This is a genomic window from Companilactobacillus paralimentarius DSM 13238 = JCM 10415 (assembly GCF_001434985.1).
Lineage (GTDB): Bacteria > Bacillota > Bacilli > Lactobacillales > Lactobacillaceae > Companilactobacillus > Companilactobacillus paralimentarius.
Window position 1 is genome coordinate 14387 of record NZ_AZES01000059.1, and the last position, 20384, is coordinate 34770.

The window sequence follows — 20384 nt, forward strand, 5'->3', positions numbered from 1 at the left end:
GCCTGTCGGCTATTTTCCCGTTTAGAGTCCGTCGACTATATCCGTGGCTCTTTAATGCCTAGCACACGTTTGAAGGCAATAAAAAGATGACTATTAAAGTCGTCTATAAATCATTTAATTCATCCGCAACATCATGATCACTTTTATCCCAATCATCGTCATCATTAACTTCGATAACTGTGCATTGACAATTTGGGTGCATCAAAGGGAAATTAACACCTTCTTCAGCGTCATCGACGTTGTAAATGTTGCCATCTAAATCAGAACAGTCAGCACATGTTGTTGGCGATTCAAGAGAAATATATTTATATTTTTTAACATTTGTTGATATAAAATCTTGTAATCTAGTTCTATTCATAGCTTGAGCAGTGGCAGTTCTGATCATGCCTGCCGCACGTCCCATTTGGCCATTGGAGGAAGTATCTCCGCCAGTAAGAATGTCCTTAATATCTTTAGTCCAATTTAGAGAATCCTTAGGACTCTTAGCAGCCTTTTCAGCCACTTCACGAACCTTTCTTAATGTCTGCATGGTTTGTTTATTAACTGAAGAAAACATGCCAGAATCCACATGACTATCTAATACAGCGTTTTTAGTAGACTTATAAAGAATTGCATCAACGTTTTTACTTTGCTCGGCAATATGCTGATGATTCTTGATCACGTTCTTCGCCTGTGTATATGTTGGCGCATTGACAACATTAGGAATATTCTCGGTGGCAAGGCCTAAATGAATCTTCTGTGCCATTGACTGTCTGACAATATCTTGAGTAATTTTGGCCATTAGCATGTCACCATTAGACTTCAATTTATTATCACCAAATGCCATCTTGATAAGATTCTGATCATCAGAACTGGCATTATAAAATGTATCTTTCAAATTAGCTAGAAAATCGGCTATCTCAGTAGGATTAGCTTTAGCTGACCATGCTTTATTAGCGCCAATAAAAGCATCAACATCACTGATAACTTTTGATTGAGTATCTCGATACATTGATTCGATTTCTTTAACACGTTCATCTTGTTTTCCGTAAATCTTTTGAGCAATACTAATCGCTTGGCTTTTCGTTAGTTTCATTATCAGTTACCTCATCAGGATTAGAATTGTCGGTGTTATCACCATTATCATCTTGAGGTTCATCAGGCTTTCTAGGAAATACGTTATTAAACGGATTGTTATTCTTATCATTTTCATCTTGTTCGTCAATACGCTGTTGTTCGGCATCATTACTGACACCAGTGATAGGTTCAATTTGCTCACGAATAGTCTGATCTGATACCTTGCCAGTATTAACCAAAGCAGTAACAGTCTGCATAATCTCCGTATTATTCTTTGGCATGTTAGGAGTATAGATAGGATTGATATTCTCAATCATTTCAGCATTCTTGATACTTCCCAAGGCTTGCCAATAATTTCCAAGCAATCGTAAACGTCTCATTAATCCGCGCGTATAAAGTGATTCCTGGTTAGAACGTTCTTGATCATTGCCCCATAATTTATAAGACATAGCAACGCCCGACGCATTAGATGCAAAATTAGCATCGCTTGTATCAGGCGTATTCGTGTCCTTGTGGATTTCCATATTCAGAGCATCGATATAAAGCTTCCAGCCGGCTGAATTCAATTCTTTAGTTAGATATGATGCAGTTGGTTGAATGACTTGACCATTATCATTGATGCCATTCTTAACTAATGCTGGTTTCAACCAAATCTTACTTTGATGAGTATTGATTTCAGGCGTCTTTCTATAAATGATATTGCCGTCTTTATCGGTCAATGGTTGCCCATCAGCGCCGACCCACGGAGTTTTAGGAACATCAATATCGCCGGTCAACATAAGCATGGCGTTACTGAAGTCTTCTTGTGAGTTTGCCATTTCAGACTTGCTCTTGTCGATTGAGTCAATAGTATCTAGCTTGTATTCCCAATCTCCCATCCGTTCATCGTTGTTGATATACTCAGTGATTGGAACGGACCCAAAGCCATGTTCTTCTTCTTTTGATAATATCAATTGACCATCAAAACTAGATGTTGGTTTATAAATAAAAATATGAGTATCAGTATAAATAACTGTGTACCAATAGTCTTGCTCGTTGAAGTTAACATTGTAATAGTAAACCCCAAATAGTGAATGCTGCTCCATCGACGAATCATAAACCACAAAAGCATTAGCAGGGTTCACGGGACGTAACGCAACTTCATTGGTATTCTCACGTACATACAACAACTCGTAAGCACGTCCCATGATAGACAGGTTTTTACCCATTATTTTTTCATGGTAGGATTCATCATTCTTGGAATTGAACTCATTGATTAAATCTTTGAGATTATCTTCGTCAGTTTCAGATGTTTCAGAATCATCATTATACTGAAATTTAATATCGTTACCGAATCTATAACCGGTTTTAATTGCAGTAATAAAATGAGCAAAACCACTTGCAATACGATTATCAGCACGGTTCTCTGCTTTCTCACTATCCCAATAATGAATGTCATTGTCACCGATATAGTATCGATAGAGAGTTAACAATCGTGGAACTTGTAGTGCTTGATGTTTCTCAATGAACTTAGTTGCTAAGTCTCCCAATTTAATTGGATCATCCTTGATAACATCAAATAATTCTTCTGGCATTTTATATTGCTTGTTGCTATCCAGTGAGAAACGTCTGCCACTCAACATGTGAATTGAACGTCTATTTGGATATGGCAAACTTGAATAATATGCCATCTGATTATCTTCAATTGCCATTGGATCACTCTCCTTTCTCTAAAGCCCCAAGCTATCTAAATAACTAGCCTGATCATTGATTGATGGTGCAGATATTTCTGTTTCCATTGACATGACTGATTCAGCAACACCAGTCAAAGCATCGGATGCATCATCATGTAGATTCTTACCAGCACGTTGATACTTCTTGATTGCATCAAAAAAGACTGGGAAACGTAGCTTCCAGTCCTCGGGATAATGCACGTGTTCTTCTACCCAACTTGAGTTAGATAGGATACGTGCATCTTTATTTTGACCATTATGGAACCAATTGATAACAGTACGGTTAGTCTTATACTCATTCTTTAACTTGGTATCAACTTGTCTGGCAAATCCTTTACCACCATTGTTAGATTCAATTCTAGCAAGATTAACTTTGTTCCGATAATAACTTTCAGTTACTAAGGATTCAGTAACTTCCATAGGCTCTTGTGTCATAACTACATCCAAGATATAGGGTTCCTGCTTGTACATCCCATAAACGATTGATACAAGATAATCACTACCCTCATCAGCCGTATCACAATAAGCATAAATGCCACTAAATTCAGGTTGTTTCGTGTAAGTATTGAACTTCTGATATAAAGCACCTTTTAAGTCAATTGGTTCTTGCTGATAGTTAGCTGCTGCAATCTCAGGAGACATAACAGCAATCTTCTGTTTATACTCATCTAGTGACAAAACATCGTCACATAACATTGAGCCATCGTCCTGCTTAGCCTTCATATTGATATGCTTGACCTTATAGCCAGCCTTAGGCATCTCAGTCAACACACGTCCAGCAAGATCACCACTAGCCCATCTAGTCATGATGATCAATACTTTGCCACCCTTTTCAAGACGTGACAGCATTGTATCGACATACCAGCGATAGATATCGCTCAATCGATTAGCGTTATTAGCTTCTTGTGCTGACTTGATAACATCATCAATGATAATCAGATCAGCACCGAATCCGGTAGCAGTACCACTTGGAGATGTAGCAAGATAATTATTAACTGGATTGCCTTCAAGACTCCACATATTCATTGCAGCATCCCCATATTTAATATGAGTGTTTGGAAATATATCGTTATAAACTAGAATATCTTCATCGGCTTTGACTTCTTGAATAGTATTACGTACAGACTTAGAAAATACAGTTGATAGCGTTTCATTATATGAGCCTGTCATGATTCTTTCAGTGCTATCCCTACCAAGTAACCACTCAACATAATTGGTGGCTGTCAAAGACTTCCCATGCCGTGGTGGTTCATTAACTACTAGCACTTGATCATCACTAGTTAAAAAGTTTTCCAAGTCATTACATAAATCAACTAGATACTTACGATTTGGCTTATAGAAGTCTGGCATTCGCAATTTACAGAAATCAAAGAAATGTCGTCGTGCCAATTCAATTTCTGCACCACATCTTATCCAATCACTTCTGTTCATGAGCAATCTTCTTCAATTCAGCATCAGTAAGATTGGCATATGGATTGTGGACATTTAAACCACCAGATAACTCAGTCTCATGCTTGTCACGCCATTCTTCAGGCTTGCGATTCTTTAACCAGAATATAGCAGCAGTCGTATCAGGTGGAACCTCTTTTTCAACTAATCCCAATTTAATTCGTCTGGTAGTCTTCACACCTTTGATAGCAGCATCTTGAATCTCTTGTTTAGATGCTTCAGGGTGCTTCAACTTCCACTTGTTTTCGTAGTCACGTCTTCTAACATCAATTAACTCATCGTCAAGTGGGACTACTTTATATTGAGTCTCAGTGGCAGTAAAACCCTTGGCACGCTTGAATAAGGCGTTCTCAATTTCACGATCAACAACGGTTTTTCCCTTTTTTAGGGACTCCACAATCTCCAACTTCTTGTTTTTCCAATTGTAAAGAGTAGAAGTAGAGATACCAATATTGTGGGCAATTTGTTCATCAGTTAAGCCGTCCCTTGCCCAACCTTCCAATTGAATTAATCCTTCTGGAGTTGTCCACTTGTCAATTTCTGACTTAGCCAATGTAATCACCTACTTTCTAATTATTTTCTTTTTATTAATATGCTTTTTCTTTTTTCGTTCTTCTTTATCAATATGGCCGATTATTTTAGCCTCAACAGGAGTCATATATCCACACGATGTCTTAATCATTTTCATGGAACCACAGCTTTCTAAGCTTCTCGTCAGATCTCTTTACAGCTCTTAATGTCATATTTTTTCCTCCAAACAAAAAGGCCAGCCATAATTGACTGGTCTAAAATTGATAAAAACGTGGATATTCGGAATCGAACCGGATTGTTAAGTCTTGAAAATAAGTTGGTATTCGAAAAAAATAAAGGAATGTTTACAATTTTGTGTTATAAGCAAAAATTTAAGTAAAGTCTACAATTGTTGTGTAATAAGCGAAGATTCAAGGGAGAAATTTTGCTTAACAGTAGCCATACATCCACATAGCGTGGCCAGCTTTATCATCGCTGGTCACTGAGAGTTAAACCAAATATGTGGACCTTGGTTTAAATAGGTGGTCCTTCCTACATTCGCTCCTTTTTTAAGCGGTAGAGTAACCGCATATCTATATAGCCAGGCATGGAATCGAACCACGCACAATCATCAGTATTTGTCGTTACCCTTTGCGCCACTGGCTACTATTGTTGTTTTTGCGAATTAAAAGAATTAAAAGCTCTTTCTTTTAATTTTTGATTGTTTTCCGACAATCAATGCTTCGTGTAGGATTCGAACCTACAACTTTTGGCTAAAAGCCAAGTGCTCTACCATTGAGCTATCGAAGCATAAGACAAGAGGAGTAACCTCATATCTCTTAATCTTTCAACGATACTAATATAACACGTAAAGTGGTCGCTTGTGTAACGCTCTTTCATCGCTAAAACATCGCTAATACGTCGGCATTACATCGCTTTTTTTATTTTCTGGAATATAAACATGCAAATCGTAATAATCAATAAAAGCATCAGCAAAGTATAGCAAAGCCATATTCTTTAGCTCATTACATCGCGTTTGTCCATAGCCTAATAATTCTTGCAAATCAATGTTCGTCATATTATGGATATAATAATTTTTCAAAATAACCATATAATCATGCGGACAGTTGCTAATAAGTTTCATCGTTATTTGAATATATTCCTTTGCACCTAATTTACCCACAATTTTATCCTCTTGAGTATTTCTCGTATTAATTCCACTCCCAATACAATCAAAACTTGGAGACTGCACATACGTGAGACTCATGTGAGATTGAGCAATTAATCTTGGAAATTCATGCTCAAAATAATTTTTAACATTCTTAATTGTTTTTTCTTCATCAATATCTGGTAATAGTAATCCCACGATATATACAGCCTCCACTTATGATATAATTGATTTGCTGGAACCAATTAATTAGCTGCTCACTTTGTGGGTGGCTTTTTTGTTGTCTATTTACCTGCCTTGTCGTTCCTATGTTTATTCCTTTTGGCATTCGATCGCTGCCATTCATCATCTTCTCTATATAATTTTTTACCGATCCTGTTATTTTGACGTATTATGTCTTCTATATAAAAAAGCTCTTTATGCATAGCAGCTGCTATTTCTTTATTCTTATATCTATTTTCTCGCATTTGATAAACTGCTAAATTATCATCTGTCATTTTTTAGCCTCCTAATTAAAATTGCTAAGGCTTACCCGCCCTAATCTAATCATTTCTAACTTCGCCAAGTGTTCTTGATTAGCCTTGTCAATAAGCTCAACTTCCTCATCACTAATATGTAAAGCATCAGCAATTTCATATACGGCACAATTTATATTCTTTAGCAAGATCGTCCTCCTACAAAATTGATTTGATTATTTTGTTCTTCGCCTCATCGCTAAACTCCCTGTTAGCATTTTGAAACTCCTTCGGCATTTTATAAAAACGTTTTTGAAGATACATAATTGTCCTAACAATATCGTGACATTCATCACTAAACACTGATCTTACATATGACTTGTAGATCTTTTCATAATTCATTATTTTGCCTCCAAATTCGAATAATAATTGCTTCCATCTATATTAAAATGGCAATGAATCATCTGATATGTCGATTGGTTTACTGTTGTCAGCAAACGGATCGCTCATATTATCGTTTGAATTGTTAGATTGATTATTTGAATTATCATGAGCATTATTGCTTGAATTAGTATTTCTGCTTTCAAGCAGCGAGAAGTTATCCACGACAACTTCTGTTACATAAACCCTGTTGCCTTGCTTATTCTCATAGTTACGTGTCTGAAGTCGTCCATCAATTCCAACAAGTGAACCTTTATTAGTAAAATTGGCAAAGTTTTCTGCTGCTTTTCTCCAAATAACGCAATTAATAAAGTCAGCTTCACGTTCACCTTGAGAATTAGTAAATTGTCTGTTTACAGCAACTGTAAAACTGGCAACTGCTGCACCATTAGCTGTATATTTCAACTCTAGATCACGTGTCAGACGTCCTACTAGGACTACTCTATTTATCATTGTTGCCCTCCAATAGTTACAGTAGTAATATCTAGCTTTTCAATCATAGGAACAATATCGTGGGCTTTTAATAGGTTGTATAGTCCTACACGACCTTTTTGTGTCCATTTGGTTAAGGCACGTGGCTTGCCATCAATCATTCGCGTTGATGAGCTAACCCAGCCGTTATCTTGATATTTAGAATATAAATACCAGATGCCACCCAATTTGTATTGAATCTTAAGTTTTTTAAGTAGGTCATTAAATGCTTTGGCACTCATTCCATAATCCTTTGCGATTGTCGTGGTAATCATCAATGATTTACTAGCCATGATTTGATCAAAGTATGTAGCTTTAGGTTTGAGTTTTTTATTTTCCAATTTCAATTGAATATTTTCATCTTGAAGAATCTCATAACCTCGTTTAACTACTTCTTGAGGATCATTCCATTTTTCTTCAAGCTTCAAGAAATACCTACGGTATCTTTTACCATTGTCATTTCTGATCATCATTGCTAACTGTTTGGCCATATCTATAGTGATGATATAGTCATCAATCTCACGAACCGCACCATTATTTACAACCGTACTTGATGTACACTTGTAAAAATCAATATTTTCTTCAAAAATATCAAAGTTATTATCTACCCAGCGGCTAAAACGTTGAGCAATTTCTAAACCGTTATACAAATCTCTAGCACTCAAAACTTGCTGGTTGTTCTTAACGCCTACTTTTATTAATTGATCCATTTATTTATCCTCCACGAATTTAAATGCCTTCACTAAGAAGTAAATTATTGCTATTGCTACAATTGCTCTCATTTTGTTCACTCCCTAACTTGAGAATATTGGGACTAGCAGCAATCGTTTTCTGATCAAATCTTTTTTGACACCAATCAGCTAAACTTGCGATTGTAATTAGTTTTCTATTCAATTCGATATCACCTTGGTAATGAGAATTTTCATCATCTAAATTAGTCACACGAGTAATTACATCAAACATTGATTTATATACTCTAGCCATAGTGTCGCTACCTGTGATTGTTGTATTGATGACATTCTCGATACTGTCTCTTCTGAATTGCCCTTGTGGTAGCATAAAAGTCTTCTGCTCAGGTAATAACCTGATTGGTTCTTTAACTTGTTGCATCTTGTTTACCTCGAATTTTTGCTAGTCTTTCTTGTAGTTCACTTGGATTATTAGCTGTTTTCTTAGCCTTAACTTGACTCCAATCGGTGCCAGTTTCCTTTGGTTTTTGGCTATATCTGCCATATTTTTGCTTAGGCTTATTTCGTCTTTCTTGATAATCCTTGATGTGAGCCATATCAAACAAGCTATTACCTAGCCACGTCTTGATGATTCCTTTGACATAACTCCAAGAGCTACCTTGATGTGCTACTGCTATCGTCAATGCATACTTAATAATCTCGACAGCATCACTGTAGGACGTACCTTGACTAGTAAAGTCTTCAAGTGTGTATCTCAAGTCTTCTTGCATTAATGGCTTAGTTGAATTGATTCCAAAGTTTTGTTGAAATTGAGCAATCAAATTTCTATAGGCGTCATCGTCTTCTTGATGATGATCTTTAGTTTTATTTACTTTACTTTTATTTACTTTACTTTGTGAGTTAATGTCGTCATTAACCCCCTTTGAACTAGGGTTAATGTTTACATTTACTTCATTTGAACCATTATTATTGTCTTCATTTATTAAATAAGGCATTTTTCCGCGATTTTTCCTTCGCTTTGTGGCTTCTAAATATGTCTGTTGAATATTGACGCTTGTTAGAACCTTAGCCGAGCTGTACAGGTCTTCATTAAAGAAACCCCACGCAACCAAGCGGTCTACAACTTGATTTGCTAAATCTTTGCTTACACTAGCATCATTAGCAATCTTCGCTTGTAATAAATCACTCCACACAGCAAAGTAGCCCTTTCGGTATACCGTACATAGCAGCTTGACCACTACAATCTCGCCTTTAATTCCAAACATTCCAGAAATTCCACCTATAATTTCATTGTCAAAAAAATCAACTGGGAAGGGAAAATAGTCTAGTCCTTGTTTTGAAGGAGCTGCCATTTATAAACACCTCCTAGATTTACTTTTGTGAGTCAGCGTACTCTTTATAATCATTAATTATGTCTGTTGAATCCGTATCTTCTTTTTTACTAGATGTTTCAGATTTCTTAGTTTCTTTCTTATTAGATGTCTTCTTGGATGTTTCTTCCTTAGATTCCACCTTTTTAGGTTCTTCTTGTTGCTGATCATCATTACTTTCAGAAACATTATCAGTTATATCAATTGGATTTCCTGCATCATCTACTTCTTCTGGCGATGTTCCATCTACCGACTGAGCTTTTTGCATTTCAATAGATAAGATTCCCCATTTACCTAAAAGATTGCGAAGAACTGTCTTAACGGCCATAGCATCATAGTTATCTTTCCAAACTCCAGTTAAGGCCCTTTTATCCTTTGCCTTACTGAATCTAATTCGATGTTCTTCTATTTGGTCTTTTGTCCAATAAACAGTCTTTTTAAATCCATTGGTCATTTCAAAATATCCAAGATAACCAACGACCTTATCAGATACACGTTCTCCACGTTCATACTCTTCAGTGAATCTATCCCAGTTTCTAATTTCACCTTCATATACCTGCGTGGCATTAATGTTCTTATATTGCCCCGTTCTTAAAGCTAATTGAATATATCCTTTATAGCCCAGCTGAAATTGGGCTTTTTGCTTATTTCCATCTTTCCAATCTCTAAATGGAACTAGCCAAGCAAAACCTAAATTTTTATCAATCGGTAAGTCTAGTGTTGCTGCAATCATGGCCGATGTGAGTATTGACATTGGCTCTGCTTGAGATAAATAGGTATTATTATTTACAAGATTTAAAACTGAAGATGTAAATCCTGAAGATTTATCTTTTAAAACGCTTTTAAATTTATTTTGCATTGTCGGTGTTTCCATTAATGCCTTGATTCCTAAAGTATTAGGATCAACCTTTTGAACCTCATTATTCTTTAAATCCTTAGTAAGCGAACTATTCGTTGCCATTATGTAAATCCTCCTTGATAGTTAATCTTCTATATTTACTATTTCTAACTACATCCTTGTAAATATCTGGATACTTATCTTTAAGCATCGCTTTATCAATCGATTCTTTTCTATATGTTTTAAATCCGACTTTATAACCATCAAGCTGTCCTTCGTCAGCTGTTGCCAATTCAAGTTTTAAATGGTTATCAATACTTGCTATTGCTTGCTTTAAATCCTTTTCAGTAGATTTAAGTTGTTGACGCTGTTTTATCCTATTAAAATCATCACTTTGAAGTTGGATTACGTCCCCTTCTGACTTATCTACCAAGTAATCTTTTAAAAAATTAGTAGCTGCATCTGAACCATCAATTGGTGGTTGTTCTCCATTGATAACGTATTTATTCCACCAACTAACTAATTTATCTTGAATAACATCTATAAGTTCTTGATCTCTTTCGATACGCTTATACTTGAACTGCTGTCCACCGATAAGCACTGCAATATAGCAATAAGGACGATCCAGAACGTTCATATAATGTTGAACTTGTAGCAAGTATGGTGCTGGTACTTCGTCGTCTTTCCATTCACTAGCTAGATAAGCATTAGCAGTTTTACATTCAAGAAACCCCGGTTCATGAGCAATATCCCTATCAATGTTTGCCCTCAACATTGGATATTCTGGATGAATATAGGTTTTATTTTGTCTAAAAACTTTCTTATCTGCTCGTCTTGAAAACTCTTGAGCCACAATTTCTTCAAAAACATTTCCAAAATGAATTGCTTCACTTGTTTCTGTGGTATCAATTGGAATTTGACCGGTCTTGTCTAACCAAACTTCAAATGGCGTACGATATTTATTAATTCCTAAAATGGCAGAAACATCAGAGCCACCGATACCACCACGTCGATTTGCTAACCATTGAGCTTCATTCATATCAACGGTTTTAATAATCTCTTGCATAATTAGTATTCCTCCGCCATATCTTCTTTAATTGACCATTCTTCTTGCTTACTTTCATATAGTGACTTTTCAGCAACAACAGAGTCTTCGTCGGCTAATCGAGCATCATAATTTGAATCATGCATGTTTAAAGCCCCTTTTCGTGATATAATTTTCATATAAAATTTTTATTTAAACGCCGGACTCGCTATTTTGTGGATAGTGAGTCTTTTTTTATGGCTTCCGGCGTTCTGTTTGTATACGTTTCAATCTTGTTTGGAACGTCTGGGCCAAAGAACCAATCATCTAATTTCTTCCAAAACTTTTGTACGCTTTGAATCGTATTTTTATCGAAATCGAATAGGTTCATAAAGCCGTGCTCCTTTGATGCTGCATAACCGAAAACATAGCCGGTTCCTAAAGTAACGATCAATAATCCCATTATTTACACCTCCTTAAAATGTGAAATGGTATGTATATCTTCCCAGCTCGGCGCGCTTAAGCTCTGCTTTTAATCCTGCTTCCGACCACTCCCACAAAATTTCTTCAGGAATTTCCGTTTCAAATGATTCTTCCATCGTTGAAAATCCTTGCTTAATTAGTAGTAATGTCTTTTCTGGAACTTGCTCAACCTTAAAAGATGTTCTAGCTAGTTTTCTTTGTTTCTTGTATTCTTCTGGATCAAACATTTAAATTTCCTCCGATTTTGCAAATTCCTTTTTATGTTCCAATACAAACTTTCTGAATTCGGGTGCTGAAAACTTCCAAGGGCTACCAGAACCAGTAGAATATCTAACGCACCCACCCTTATCCATATCTAGGACATCACGGTATCTTTCTAGTTTTTTTACTAAAGTTGGGGCTGAACAACTAGCAATTTTACATGCCCAAGGAAGCAATTCGATACCCTCGTCAGCAGGCTTGCTGATCAAATCCTTCAGTTTATCTTTTCGTACCCAAGCCAGTACGTATCCATCTTTTTCCGGAATACCAAATGGTAAAGTCTCTGGTTCTTGCATTTATTTCACCCTCTTTCGCCTAATGCAACTTGTTTAAGTGATATGTGGTACCTATGTGACATTGCTGTCGCACATGCTTGCATAATCGAGCTTGTTCTGAGCATTTTGAATATTCCAAACTTTATTACATTCTCATCAGGATTGCTTTTGCTTATTTCCTTGAGTGCATTTTCGATTGCACGATCACTATTCAAATCTTCAATCTTCGTGCCTATCAGCAATGATGATGTTTCTTGGTTATAATTATTAGAAATATTTAGTAGAACCGGTGGCAAGTTGAATAGATAACAGTTAACTGCTAACGAGAACCTTGTATCATCGATTTCATTTGATAAATTAACCAAATATTCATCTTTGATTGGGGTACCCTTAAACCATTTACCAACAGTCGTTTTTGACGTTCCTGCTATTGCGGCCAAATCGGTATCACTAAAGTTTTGACGATTTTGCATTTCTAAAACTTCTCGTACTATATTTATATCTCCCACTACTTATCACCTCCTTTAAGGACCTTTCGTATTCAGACATAACGTCTATAATTTGAATAAGAAAGGTGGTGAAATTTATGGCTTATATACAACCAATAAATAATCTTAAAAAATTAAATCTGAAGTATAGATATGATTTTTCTCATAGTAATATGATCATAAACGGTGGTCCTAATGCTAGTACTGCCACGGAAATAGTTATTCAAAAAGCAGAAGACTTTCATGCTGGTTGGGATAAGAGCATACTCATATATCAAAATGGCTTCATTGTTTATACCGAGATGGAGCACGAAGATTCAGGCGCTTTAAAATCAACCTACGTTTATACCAATCTAAAATTGCAGAACATATCAGACAACGAGAGTATGTATGAACCGCTATTCCCCGAACAGAAGTGATTCGAATTTCTCCATATCGTCCCATCGATAATTGAGTTAATTCGTATTGATCTGTTTTATAAGTAACTACCTTGTCACCTTTAATTAGGTGACTTTTTTTTATTGTCTTCATCGATCTCACTCCCTTACGATTAATAACTATTCGTTAACTTCAGTTATCGTTTTGATATAGATACGTTAATTGCATTTTTTGTAGAATTAAGGTGTTGATACTTAATGTTTCATTTTGCTTTTGATACTTTTTGTATCATTAGAAAGTAAAAAAATATCTGGAAATATCTCATCCATTGTTTGCCCCAAGGTCAAACTAATTTTTCTTGCGGTTTTATTACTTGGATTACGCTGACCGTTCTCAATCTTCCTAATGGTAATTGTTGCTATGCCAACTTTTTTAGCCAAATCATTTTGAGTCAAATCTTTGTCTACTCTATAGTGTTTTAACATTCTTTCCAAAATAACCTCCTCCTTTCTTTTTGATACTTTTCATATCACAAGTAATATAATACATGATACTTTTTGTATCGTCAATAATATTTTGAAACTTTTTGTATCATGTGATACTTTTTGTATCCGTTATTGTTATTATTAGTTCATAAAAGTCATTGAGGTGAAATATGAAATCAATTAGACTAAAAAATTTACGTGATACTTCTGGTATGACTCAACAGCAGGTCGCAGATAAATTAGGTATAACAAGGGCGAACTATTCTCACATTGAAAATGGTAGAAATGAGCCTGACGATGATACAACTGTAAAAATTGCTCAACTATTTAATGTTTCTACAGATTTTTTGCTTGGAAATGATGTTGATCCAACTTGGGCAACAAAAAAAGACACCGTAGATTTGAAATCCTTCTTGGATAGAAACCTAGTTGGCGCCTTCTATGATGGTAACGAATTAACCAAGGAGCAAAAAGATAAATTAGAAATTGCTTTAACTCAAATCTTTTGGGACCAACGCAAGAAAGAAAGAAGCGATACCGATGACAGCAACAAGGGAACTAAATAAATTAGTCTTTGCCATCGGAAAGCGCTATGGAACTTTTGATCCATTCACCTGGGCCGATAAATTGAACGTTCAGATATATTGGAAAGAGGTTGCTGAAAAGCCACTTGCTGAAACCTTATATTACGGTGATACACCAATTATTATGATGTCTAATACAATTAGATACAGCAACCAGAGATACTTTGTACTGGCACATGAATTGTGTCACGTGATCGAACAAGATGGATTAACGGCATACTACTCTTCTAATATGAGATTTAAGGATAAATCAGAGAACAGTGCCGATGAATTTGCTATGACAGTTGTCACTAATCTTTATATTGAAGAGAATGGTCATTTACCTGATACTTACAAGGATTTAAGATATAATTATGGATTACAATTTTTAGGAAACTAATTTTTGTCCAAATGCTGATGACACTAAAAGCTGAAATTTAGGGGGGATTTTTTTATTATGAAAAATCTAAAAATAAACATCTGGACTGGGATTCTAGATATTATTAACTGTGTTTTGTTTGCAGTTTCATGGCCTGTTATTTTTAGTACGGCTGCAAGTGATGCATTTGATGGTACAAGTATGACAAACGGTGCAGGAACATTCTTCTATATTATGGCCGCAATCGGTTTAATTATTAATGTTATTGCTCTAATTCAAAGTAAACAACACAATATTTCAATTGTTGGACCTGTTCTAGGAATTATTGGTAACGCTCTATTCTTCTTGTCAGGTGCTATGGCATTCCCTGCTATGGTTGTATTAATCGTTGGAACTGTATTCGTATTCCTACATCACCCTTCAAAAAATACTAAGGCGGTGAACTAGGATGAAAAATAATAAACCGTTCTACAAAATTTGGTGGTTTTGGCTTATTGTTGTTGTCTTAGTTGTTATTATATTTGGAATGATTGGTGGCGGCAGAAGTTCATCTGATGACGATACTTCTAATAAGGCATCTGGACACACTACAACACAAACAGAAAAAGGTTCAAAATCATCTTCAAATAAAGATACCTTGGATATCAATTACGATAATCACAAGATTTTAGATCAAAAATCTTATGACGTTTCATTTAATGATAATTCTTGGCAACCAGCCAACATTAAAGTCTCAAAGGTATCTATCTTTAAATTGAATCCATACACTTCAGATGATGACTCAAATACTAAAGCTGAGGGCTATATTATCATTCATATGAGTGTCGCAGCTAACAGAGACATTACGACTTATCCTGATCAAGGTACCTTAGTAACAAACGACGGACAACAAGTAGATGCTGTTCTTGATACCGTTAAAGGGTACAAAGAAAATTGGGCGGGAGAAATCTCCAAAGGTGTTACAAAACAAGGTGATATCCTCTTCCCTATTGAAAAGCTAAGTAAGATTAGTGATATGAAGACATTACGTCTTAAATTTGATGCTTACTATGATACAGACAATTATGAAGATGAAAATGCTCAACATGATTACGACATAACTTTAAATTTAAATTAATAAATGGCCGGCAACGGCTTTTTATTTTAGACAGTTCCAAAAAAAACAAATTTTGGGGATTTAAAATACATTCAAGATATGAGGACAAAAAAACTATTTTGTAAGGGGTAAAATGATGTCACTTTCTGACTTATTCAAAACACAACAGTACAAAGAAACTATAGAAACACTTAAAAATGAAAACGCCGAACTCACAAATAGGAACAATGAACTTACTCAACAGGCCAATTTAAAATTAACTGCTAGTCAAATGAAACCGGCTGAATTAAATGAACTAATTAAAAAGAAACAAGATGAATTAAGCTCAAAAAAATCTGAACTTAGTAACATAGTGAAAACACATGAAAGCACATTGTCTAAATTAACCACCGAAGAGTCCAATTTACGTAATGAAATTTCGAATTTAACTTCACAAATATCATCACTGAAAAAGGAATTGGATGACACTGAAGATAAATTGAACATGCAGTCGTACGGACTCTATAAACCACGTTATGATTTTGCAAATTCTCTTGGATATAAGGCTCGTCTTGATGAGGTCCGTCAAACACAAAAAAGAATGATTCGTAGCTTTGAAGCATACTCTATTTTCACCCCAATGACCTTAAACAACTCAGAAGCAAAAGGCCGCTCAATGCAAAAGAAAAACGGAAAACAACTGATTAGAGCCTTTAATGGTGAATGCGAAGCTGCAATCAACAAAATAACTTATTCTAATATAGATCGTATAGAGAAACGTATACATAAATCCTACGACCAATTGAATAAACTAAATGATCCGAATGGAATTTCTATTGCGCCTGAATACTTGGACAGCAAGATAGATGAACTACATCTAGCATATGAATACTCTGAAAAGAAACAAGAGGAAAAAGAAGAATTACGTGAACAGCGTGAACGTGAACGAGAAGATAAAAAAGCACAAAAGCAAATCCAAGACGCTCAAAAGAAATTAAATAAAGAACTTGATCATTATAAAAAAGCACTCGTAGAACTTACTGCTAAATTATCGACTTTAGAGGGAAAAGAACGTGACGACGTTCAGCAAAGCATTGATGAACTAAATCAAAATATCTCTAAAGGTGAAGCAGAGAAAAATGATTTGGATTATCGACAAGAAAATGCCACGGCTGGTTATGTCTATATAATTTCAAATATCGGCTCTTTTGGACCAGATGTAGTAAAAATTGGCGTTACAAGGAGACTTGATCCTCAAGAACGGATTGATGAATTAGGATCCGCATCTGTTCCATTCAAATTTGATGTTCATGCATTTATATTCTCATATGATGCATATTCACTAGAAGCCGAATTACACCAACGTTTTAATGATAAACGTATCAACAAAGTTAATAATAGAAAAGAATATTTTCACGTATCAATTGATGAAATTGAAAAAGTCTTAGAAGAATATAAGGATTTGACGGTTGACTTTAATGAGATTCCAGAAGCAGTTGAATATAATCAATCATTGGCTTTGGAACATTAGGGTTTATATTTTATTAATTTATATAACACAAAAATAATTAACAGTAATTCTGGAATCTATTATTCACGATATGGGGGATATCAAGATGAAACGTATTATCACATCTGCTCTATTAATTGCTACTACCCTTTCGCTAACAGCATGTTCAAATAACAAGTCAGCCAGTTCTTCTGCTGAAAAAAAGGATAAGACTACCCTAGTTTCTAAGAAGAAAACTGACAAAAAGAAAAAGGCTTCTTCAACTAAGAAGAAGTCCCCTAAGAAATCTGATCAAAAAAAGGATAGTAACAATAATCAGCAAGCAACTGATCAGAATGACGCTCAACAAAATAACACCAATCAACAAGCTCAAAATCAGACTTCTAATCAATCTCAACAGGCTTCAGGCACAAATACCAATAACCAACAACAAACATCTCAAAACGATCAAAATACACAGCAACAACCAGCTCAAAATACACAGCAACAATCTAGTGGTATTTCTTATGATGAAAATACTTTGACAGGATTCGTTAATAAATATGGTGTCTCGCCTGCTTTATACAAAGAACAACATGGAATGTCAACATTGCAAGCACTTCAAAGTACGCCAGATGATATGAAAACATTTGGTGAACAACAGCTACAAACAGGTATGGAACAAGGGTATATCGATGAGAATGGCAATAGCACTGGTTCCAATGGATACGGACAATAAATTTCATAAGGGGGATTATATTATGAGCGATAATAGTGAACATAAAGAGATTATCTATTTAGACAATGTAGAAATGTCATCCACATTAGCACAATTAGATCATGGCTTAATGGAATCAATTCAAAGAGGAAATTCATCATCAAATACTGATGAAAGTTCAAAAAGTAAAAATGGTGATTTGGGTGCTAGTGCAGTACTAAAAGCTGAATTATCTGCAAGTCGGTCATCTTCAGAATCAAGAACTGAATCAGAACAAAAATTCGTTAACGTCGTTTTTAACGATTATCAACTTGATATGTTAATTGATGATTTAATTGAAAAGAAGATGATTGCCAGCGTAGAAAAAGCTGGTGCTGGTGAATTTGTTAAAATAAATTCTGACTTTGATTTCTTTGACTTCAATATTCTTGCTGGATTAAATCCACAGCTTTATGTAATATTCATGAAATTAACGCATCAATCCTCTGAGTCCATAAAAGATACAAAGATTGCTTTTAAAAACATTCAAACACTTGGTGAAATTTTTTCAAGCATAATGCCTAATACATACCTGATAAAAACAGATGGCTCTTTATCTATGCTAGAAAGAAATAATTTCAGAATGAATCAAGGCCAAATACAAATGTTATCTGGATCAAATAGAAAAATCACAATTATAGGTATAGTTGAAAATACTGCACTAACTAATGATCGTGGTATGGATAAATTTGCTAGTGGTGACTTAAGCAAAATCGGTGGTATAATGCCGAGTTTTGCTGATACTATGCTACAAAGTATAGGTATATTAAATAACGGCGATAAGCTAATTAAGCCCATCGCCGCATACTTATAACTTAGAAAACCACTTATCATTCTCCTTCTTCAATTTTTGATGGTTTTCATTCATTTCTTTTAATTCAGAATTTACTTTTTTATTAAACTTTTCTTCTTCACGAGATAAATTGTGATAATTATTAATTACTTCGTGTATCAACTTTTTCACTTTATTCATCTCCTAACGATATTTAATCTAAGTAAATAATACTTACCTTATTTCATTAAATCAAGATATTTGAAAAATATTAAGCCTTTCTTGGCTTTTTATTTTTAGTGTTAAAAGAACATATGTGCCCCATAAATTGACATTTTCTTCATATTCGTCAATAGAACTATAAAAAATATTCAAAACAAGACAAATCTTATAAAACAAGTTTACGAAAGAAAGGAAATTGTAATTATGGCAACAATTCATAAACGCAATGGAAAATGGGAATATCGTGTTTCCTATAAAGATCCTACTACTGGCAAATATAGAAATAAAACAAAGGGCGGGTTCGTAAGGAAAACAGAATGTGAGGAAGCCGCTAGGAAAATTGAATTACAAAAATCAAATCATGCTAACTTAGCAAAGCAAGATATGCTCTTCTCTGACTACTTTAAAGAATGGGTAGAATTATATCGCATTAAGGGTAAATCACATTCTACGGTTAATAGATACTATTTTGCGATAGATGTAATCAAGAAATACTTTCCAAACATGAGACTAGTTGATGTTACTAAAGCAGACTATCAGCATTTTTTAAATGAGTTTGGCAAAACTCGCACAAAAGTAACCGTTAGCAAATACAACAGTTTTTTTAGATCAATGTGTGAAGATGCAATAGCTGAGCAATTAATCTATACAGACTTCACTAGAAATACAACCATTGTTGCCGGTAAAGAATCTAAAAGTCCCGATGAAAAATTTCTTGAACCTGATGATTACATAAAACTGATTGAAGTTGCTAAAATGCATACTTCTATTAATGACATATCTTCTGCCGAAGTATATTTAGTAACCCAAACTGGTATGAGATATGAGGAATGTGCGGGGCTTACTTGGAATGATATTAATTTTGATAAAAGAGTAATTCGTGTCAATAAAGCCATCGAAAATGATACCCGTAATCAAAAGGCCACTAAAACACCTGCTGGTGTTAGGTATGTTGATGTTAGTAGTGACTGCATTAATGTACTTAAAAAGCTCAAAATTGGTCAGGAAGAATACTTTAATAGAATTAATTACACTGATCCTTACAATTATGTTTTTAGAAGCAGACGTAAAGAAACTCCTACTTCTCAATCAGTCAATCAGCAATTAAAGAAATTGCTAAATGAAATCGGTGCAAGCAAAATAATTAATTTCCATGGAATTAGACATACTCACATATCCTACCTACTTGATCAAGGCTTTAATCTTAAATATGTATCAAGACGTGTTGGTCATAAAACAACCGCTACTACATTAAAATATTACACTCATATGTTCGATTCAACATCGCTTGAGCAAAGTAGTGATCTTAGAAAATTATTTAACGGCATTGAAGAAACTAATAATAATGATTAGTATTAATGCAATATTTTGCGCACACCTTTTTTGATGATTTTTTCCTGCGCAAAATGGGACAATGAATCTTCCGCTGCGCAAAATTCTGCGCAAATAACATTTAAATTCTCTTACATTTTTTATAAAGCAAAAAAAGAGGAACACCGTTAATTCGGTGTTCCTCTAACTGTTTTTGAGAACTTTTGTTCTCTTTTATTCTAAAAAAGGAGAGTACAGGATTT

The 20384-nt window shown here is 34.9% G+C and carries 30 protein-coding genes and 1 tRNA gene; 9 read left to right on the forward strand and 22 right to left on the reverse strand.

Going from position 1 to position 20384, the window contains the following annotated elements:
- Positions 1-103: 103 nt before the first annotated feature.
- The 20 genes from FD33_RS06060 to FD33_RS06145 form a co-directional block, all read right to left on the reverse strand.
- Positions 104-1075 (reverse strand): minor capsid protein, encoded by a 972-nt coding sequence (locus FD33_RS06060; protein ID WP_025084996.1) that lies wholly within the window; start codon positions 1073-1075, stop codon positions 104-106.
- Positions 1047-2747, reverse strand: coding sequence for a phage portal protein (locus FD33_RS06065; RefSeq protein ID WP_025084995.1), 1701 nt, complete (start codon positions 2745-2747; stop codon positions 1047-1049). The genes FD33_RS06060 and FD33_RS06065 overlap by 29 nt, the downstream gene beginning before the upstream one ends.
- An 18-nt stretch (positions 2748-2765) precedes the next feature.
- Entirely contained in the window at positions 2766-4199 is a 1434-nt protein-coding gene (gene terL, locus FD33_RS06070) for a phage terminase large subunit (protein ID WP_025084994.1), read from the reverse strand.
- Positions 4186-4770: a hypothetical protein gene (locus FD33_RS06075; protein WP_025084993.1), complete on the reverse strand. Its 585-nt coding sequence runs from the start codon at positions 4768-4770 to the stop codon at positions 4186-4188. The genes terL and FD33_RS06075 overlap by 14 nt, the downstream gene beginning before the upstream one ends.
- Before the next feature lie 696 nt (positions 4771-5466).
- Positions 5467-5537, reverse strand: a tRNA-Lys gene (locus FD33_RS06080).
- A 103-nt stretch (positions 5538-5640) separates the two neighbouring features.
- A complete protein-coding gene (locus FD33_RS06085; RefSeq protein ID WP_010019135.1) occupies positions 5641-6093 on the reverse strand; it encodes an ArpU family phage packaging/lysis transcriptional regulator in 453 nt (150 codons plus the stop codon).
- A gap of 86 nt (positions 6094-6179) precedes the next feature.
- Positions 6180-6392: a hypothetical protein gene (locus FD33_RS06090; protein WP_025084992.1), complete on the reverse strand. Its 213-nt coding sequence runs from the start codon at positions 6390-6392 to the stop codon at positions 6180-6182.
- Between the two features lie 11 nt (positions 6393-6403).
- On the reverse strand, positions 6404-6559 hold the full coding sequence (locus FD33_RS12640; protein ID WP_156407829.1) for a hypothetical protein: 156 nt from the start codon (positions 6557-6559) through the stop codon (positions 6404-6406).
- A 10-nt stretch (positions 6560-6569) separates the two neighbouring features.
- Positions 6570-6752 carry a hypothetical protein gene (locus FD33_RS06095; protein ID WP_025084991.1) on the reverse strand — a complete coding sequence of 61 codons (183 nt, stop codon included), beginning with the start codon at positions 6750-6752 and terminating at the stop codon, positions 6570-6572.
- 42 nt (positions 6753-6794) lie between these two features.
- Complete coding sequence (gene ssb, locus FD33_RS06100; protein ID WP_025084990.1) at positions 6795-7244, reverse strand: single-stranded DNA-binding protein; 450 nt, start codon at positions 7242-7244, stop codon at positions 6795-6797.
- Positions 7241-7972, reverse strand: a complete 732-nt coding sequence (locus tag FD33_RS06105) for a phage antirepressor KilAC domain-containing protein (protein WP_025084989.1) — start codon at positions 7970-7972, stop codon at positions 7241-7243. The genes ssb and FD33_RS06105 overlap by 4 nt, the downstream gene beginning before the upstream one ends.
- A 19-nt stretch (positions 7973-7991) precedes the next feature.
- Positions 7992-8372 (reverse strand): hypothetical protein, encoded by a 381-nt coding sequence (locus tag FD33_RS06110; protein ID WP_025084988.1) that lies wholly within the window; start codon positions 8370-8372, stop codon positions 7992-7994.
- Positions 8359-9303 carry a Lin1244/Lin1753 domain-containing protein gene (locus tag FD33_RS06115; RefSeq protein ID WP_025084987.1) on the reverse strand — a complete coding sequence of 315 codons (945 nt, stop codon included), beginning with the start codon at positions 9301-9303 and terminating at the stop codon, positions 8359-8361. The genes FD33_RS06110 and FD33_RS06115 overlap by 14 nt, the downstream gene beginning before the upstream one ends.
- A 19-nt stretch (positions 9304-9322) precedes the next feature.
- Positions 9323-10282, reverse strand: coding sequence for a recombinase RecT (locus FD33_RS06120; protein WP_025084986.1), 960 nt, complete (start codon positions 10280-10282; stop codon positions 9323-9325).
- On the reverse strand, positions 10269-11225 hold the full coding sequence (locus FD33_RS06125; protein WP_025084985.1) for a YqaJ viral recombinase family nuclease: 957 nt from the start codon (positions 11223-11225) through the stop codon (positions 10269-10271). Before FD33_RS06125 ends, FD33_RS06120 begins: the two co-directional genes overlap by 14 nt.
- 2 nt (positions 11226-11227) lie before the next feature.
- Positions 11228-11383, reverse strand: a complete 156-nt coding sequence (locus FD33_RS12755; RefSeq protein ID WP_162256983.1) for a hypothetical protein — start codon at positions 11381-11383, stop codon at positions 11228-11230.
- Between the two features lie 29 nt (positions 11384-11412).
- Complete coding sequence (locus FD33_RS06130; RefSeq protein ID WP_025084984.1) at positions 11413-11646, reverse strand: hypothetical protein; 234 nt, start codon at positions 11644-11646, stop codon at positions 11413-11415.
- Between the two features lie 13 nt (positions 11647-11659).
- Entirely contained in the window at positions 11660-11893 is a 234-nt protein-coding gene (locus tag FD33_RS06135; protein WP_025084983.1) for a hypothetical protein, read from the reverse strand.
- Positions 11894-12223 carry a DUF771 domain-containing protein gene (locus FD33_RS06140; protein ID WP_025084982.1) on the reverse strand — a complete coding sequence of 110 codons (330 nt, stop codon included), beginning with the start codon at positions 12221-12223 and terminating at the stop codon, positions 11894-11896.
- 5 nt (positions 12224-12228) lie between these two features.
- Positions 12229-12711 carry a hypothetical protein gene (locus FD33_RS06145; RefSeq protein ID WP_025084981.1) on the reverse strand — a complete coding sequence of 161 codons (483 nt, stop codon included), beginning with the start codon at positions 12709-12711 and terminating at the stop codon, positions 12229-12231.
- Between the two features lie 77 nt (positions 12712-12788).
- Between FD33_RS06145 and FD33_RS06150 the strand changes: the two genes are divergently transcribed.
- Positions 12789-13109, forward strand: a complete 321-nt coding sequence (locus tag FD33_RS06150; RefSeq protein ID WP_025084980.1) for a hypothetical protein — start codon at positions 12789-12791, stop codon at positions 13107-13109.
- A 213-nt stretch (positions 13110-13322) separates the two neighbouring features.
- On the opposite strand, the gene FD33_RS06155 is transcribed toward FD33_RS06150, so the two are convergent.
- Positions 13323-13553, reverse strand: coding sequence for a helix-turn-helix transcriptional regulator (locus FD33_RS06155; RefSeq protein ID WP_034544006.1), 231 nt, complete (start codon positions 13551-13553; stop codon positions 13323-13325).
- Positions 13554-13723: 170 nt separating this feature from the next.
- Here FD33_RS06155 and FD33_RS06160 point away from each other — a divergent pair, with 170 nt between their 5' ends.
- The 7 genes from FD33_RS06160 to FD33_RS06190 all read left to right on the forward strand — a co-directional run bounded on the left by FD33_RS06160 (position 13724) and on the right by FD33_RS06190 (position 18630).
- Positions 13724-14119: a helix-turn-helix domain-containing protein gene (locus FD33_RS06160; RefSeq protein WP_025084978.1), complete on the forward strand. Its 396-nt coding sequence runs from the start codon at positions 13724-13726 to the stop codon at positions 14117-14119.
- Positions 14094-14516, forward strand: coding sequence for an ImmA/IrrE family metallo-endopeptidase (locus FD33_RS06165; protein ID WP_025084977.1), 423 nt, complete (start codon positions 14094-14096; stop codon positions 14514-14516). Before FD33_RS06160 ends, FD33_RS06165 begins: the two co-directional genes overlap by 26 nt.
- Before the next feature lie 57 nt (positions 14517-14573).
- Positions 14574-14942: a hypothetical protein gene (locus FD33_RS06170; protein ID WP_025084976.1), complete on the forward strand. Its 369-nt coding sequence runs from the start codon at positions 14574-14576 to the stop codon at positions 14940-14942.
- Position 14943: 1 nt separating this feature from the next.
- Positions 14944-15612, forward strand: coding sequence for a hypothetical protein (locus FD33_RS06175; protein WP_025084975.1), 669 nt, complete (start codon positions 14944-14946; stop codon positions 15610-15612).
- A 115-nt stretch (positions 15613-15727) separates the two neighbouring features.
- Positions 15728-17101, forward strand: coding sequence for a DUF4041 domain-containing protein (locus FD33_RS06180; protein WP_025084974.1), 1374 nt, complete (start codon positions 15728-15730; stop codon positions 17099-17101).
- Positions 17102-17186: 85 nt separating this feature from the next.
- Positions 17187-17798: a hypothetical protein gene (locus FD33_RS06185; protein ID WP_051564150.1), complete on the forward strand. Its 612-nt coding sequence runs from the start codon at positions 17187-17189 to the stop codon at positions 17796-17798.
- Between the two features lie 22 nt (positions 17799-17820).
- The gene (locus FD33_RS06190; RefSeq protein ID WP_025084972.1) at positions 17821-18630 is read left to right on the forward strand and encodes a DUF6414 family protein; all 810 of its coding nucleotides are present in this window, start codon (positions 17821-17823) and stop codon (positions 18628-18630) included.
- On the opposite strand, the gene FD33_RS12645 is transcribed toward FD33_RS06190, so the two are convergent.
- Positions 18625-18780, reverse strand: coding sequence for a hypothetical protein (locus FD33_RS12645; protein WP_010019087.1), 156 nt, complete (start codon positions 18778-18780; stop codon positions 18625-18627). The two genes, FD33_RS06190 and FD33_RS12645, sit on opposite strands and share 6 nt — an antisense overlap.
- A gap of 234 nt (positions 18781-19014) precedes the next feature.
- Here FD33_RS12645 and FD33_RS06195 point away from each other — a divergent pair, with 234 nt between their 5' ends.
- Complete coding sequence (locus FD33_RS06195) at positions 19015-20163, forward strand: site-specific integrase (protein ID WP_025084971.1); 1149 nt, start codon at positions 19015-19017, stop codon at positions 20161-20163.
- Positions 20164-20384: the final 221 nt, after the last annotated feature.

What these genes read in the sequence shown, in the direction of transcription:
- FD33_RS06060 (WP_025084996.1), bottom strand. Translation starts at nt 1,075, where the DNA reads ATGAAACTAACGAAAAGCCAAGCGATTAGTATTGCTCAAAAGATTTAC.
- FD33_RS06065 (WP_025084995.1), bottom strand. Translation starts at nt 2,747, where the DNA reads ATGGCAATTGAAGATAATCAGATGGCATATTATTCAAGTTTGCCATAT.
- terL (WP_025084994.1), bottom strand. Translation starts at nt 4,199, where the DNA reads ATGAACAGAAGTGATTGGATAAGATGTGGTGCAGAAATTGAATTGGCA.
- FD33_RS06090 (WP_025084992.1), bottom strand. Translation starts at nt 6,392, where the DNA reads ATGACAGATGATAATTTAGCAGTTTATCAAATGCGAGAAAATAGATAT.
- FD33_RS06095 (WP_025084991.1), bottom strand. Translation starts at nt 6,752, where the DNA reads ATGAATTATGAAAAGATCTACAAGTCATATGTAAGATCAGTGTTTAGT.
- ssb (WP_025084990.1), bottom strand. Translation starts at nt 7,244, where the DNA reads ATGATAAATAGAGTAGTCCTAGTAGGACGTCTGACACGTGATCTAGAG.
- FD33_RS06105 (WP_025084989.1), bottom strand. Translation starts at nt 7,972, where the DNA reads ATGGATCAATTAATAAAAGTAGGCGTTAAGAACAACCAGCAAGTTTTG.
- FD33_RS06110 (WP_025084988.1), bottom strand. Translation starts at nt 8,372, where the DNA reads ATGCAACAAGTTAAAGAACCAATCAGGTTATTACCTGAGCAGAAGACT.
- FD33_RS06115 (WP_025084987.1), bottom strand. Translation starts at nt 9,303, where the DNA reads ATGGCAGCTCCTTCAAAACAAGGACTAGACTATTTTCCCTTCCCAGTT.
- FD33_RS06120 (WP_025084986.1), bottom strand. Translation starts at nt 10,282, where the DNA reads ATGGCAACGAATAGTTCGCTTACTAAGGATTTAAAGAATAATGAGGTT.
- FD33_RS06125 (WP_025084985.1), bottom strand. Translation starts at nt 11,225, where the DNA reads ATGCAAGAGATTATTAAAACCGTTGATATGAATGAAGCTCAATGGTTA.
- FD33_RS12755 (WP_162256983.1), bottom strand. Translation starts at nt 11,383, where the DNA reads ATGAAAATTATATCACGAAAAGGGGCTTTAAACATGCATGATTCAAAT.
- FD33_RS06130 (WP_025084984.1), bottom strand. Translation starts at nt 11,646, where the DNA reads ATGGGATTATTGATCGTTACTTTAGGAACCGGCTATGTTTTCGGTTAT.
- FD33_RS06135 (WP_025084983.1), bottom strand. Translation starts at nt 11,893, where the DNA reads ATGTTTGATCCAGAAGAATACAAGAAACAAAGAAAACTAGCTAGAACA.
- FD33_RS06140 (WP_025084982.1), bottom strand. Translation starts at nt 12,223, where the DNA reads ATGCAAGAACCAGAGACTTTACCATTTGGTATTCCGGAAAAAGATGGA.
- FD33_RS06150 (WP_025084980.1), top strand. Translation starts at nt 12,789, where the DNA reads ATGGCTTATATACAACCAATAAATAATCTTAAAAAATTAAATCTGAAG.
- FD33_RS06155 (WP_034544006.1), bottom strand. Translation starts at nt 13,553, where the DNA reads ATGTTAAAACACTATAGAGTAGACAAAGATTTGACTCAAAATGATTTG.
- FD33_RS06160 (WP_025084978.1), top strand. Translation starts at nt 13,724, where the DNA reads ATGAAATCAATTAGACTAAAAAATTTACGTGATACTTCTGGTATGACT.
- FD33_RS06165 (WP_025084977.1), top strand. Translation starts at nt 14,094, where the DNA reads ATGACAGCAACAAGGGAACTAAATAAATTAGTCTTTGCCATCGGAAAG.
- FD33_RS06170 (WP_025084976.1), top strand. Translation starts at nt 14,574, where the DNA reads ATGAAAAATCTAAAAATAAACATCTGGACTGGGATTCTAGATATTATT.
- FD33_RS06175 (WP_025084975.1), top strand. Translation starts at nt 14,944, where the DNA reads ATGAAAAATAATAAACCGTTCTACAAAATTTGGTGGTTTTGGCTTATT.
- FD33_RS06180 (WP_025084974.1), top strand. Translation starts at nt 15,728, where the DNA reads ATGTCACTTTCTGACTTATTCAAAACACAACAGTACAAAGAAACTATA.
- FD33_RS06185 (WP_051564150.1), top strand. Translation starts at nt 17,187, where the DNA reads ATGAAACGTATTATCACATCTGCTCTATTAATTGCTACTACCCTTTCG.
- FD33_RS06190 (WP_025084972.1), top strand. Translation starts at nt 17,821, where the DNA reads ATGAGCGATAATAGTGAACATAAAGAGATTATCTATTTAGACAATGTA.
- FD33_RS06195 (WP_025084971.1), top strand. Translation starts at nt 19,015, where the DNA reads ATGGCAACAATTCATAAACGCAATGGAAAATGGGAATATCGTGTTTCC.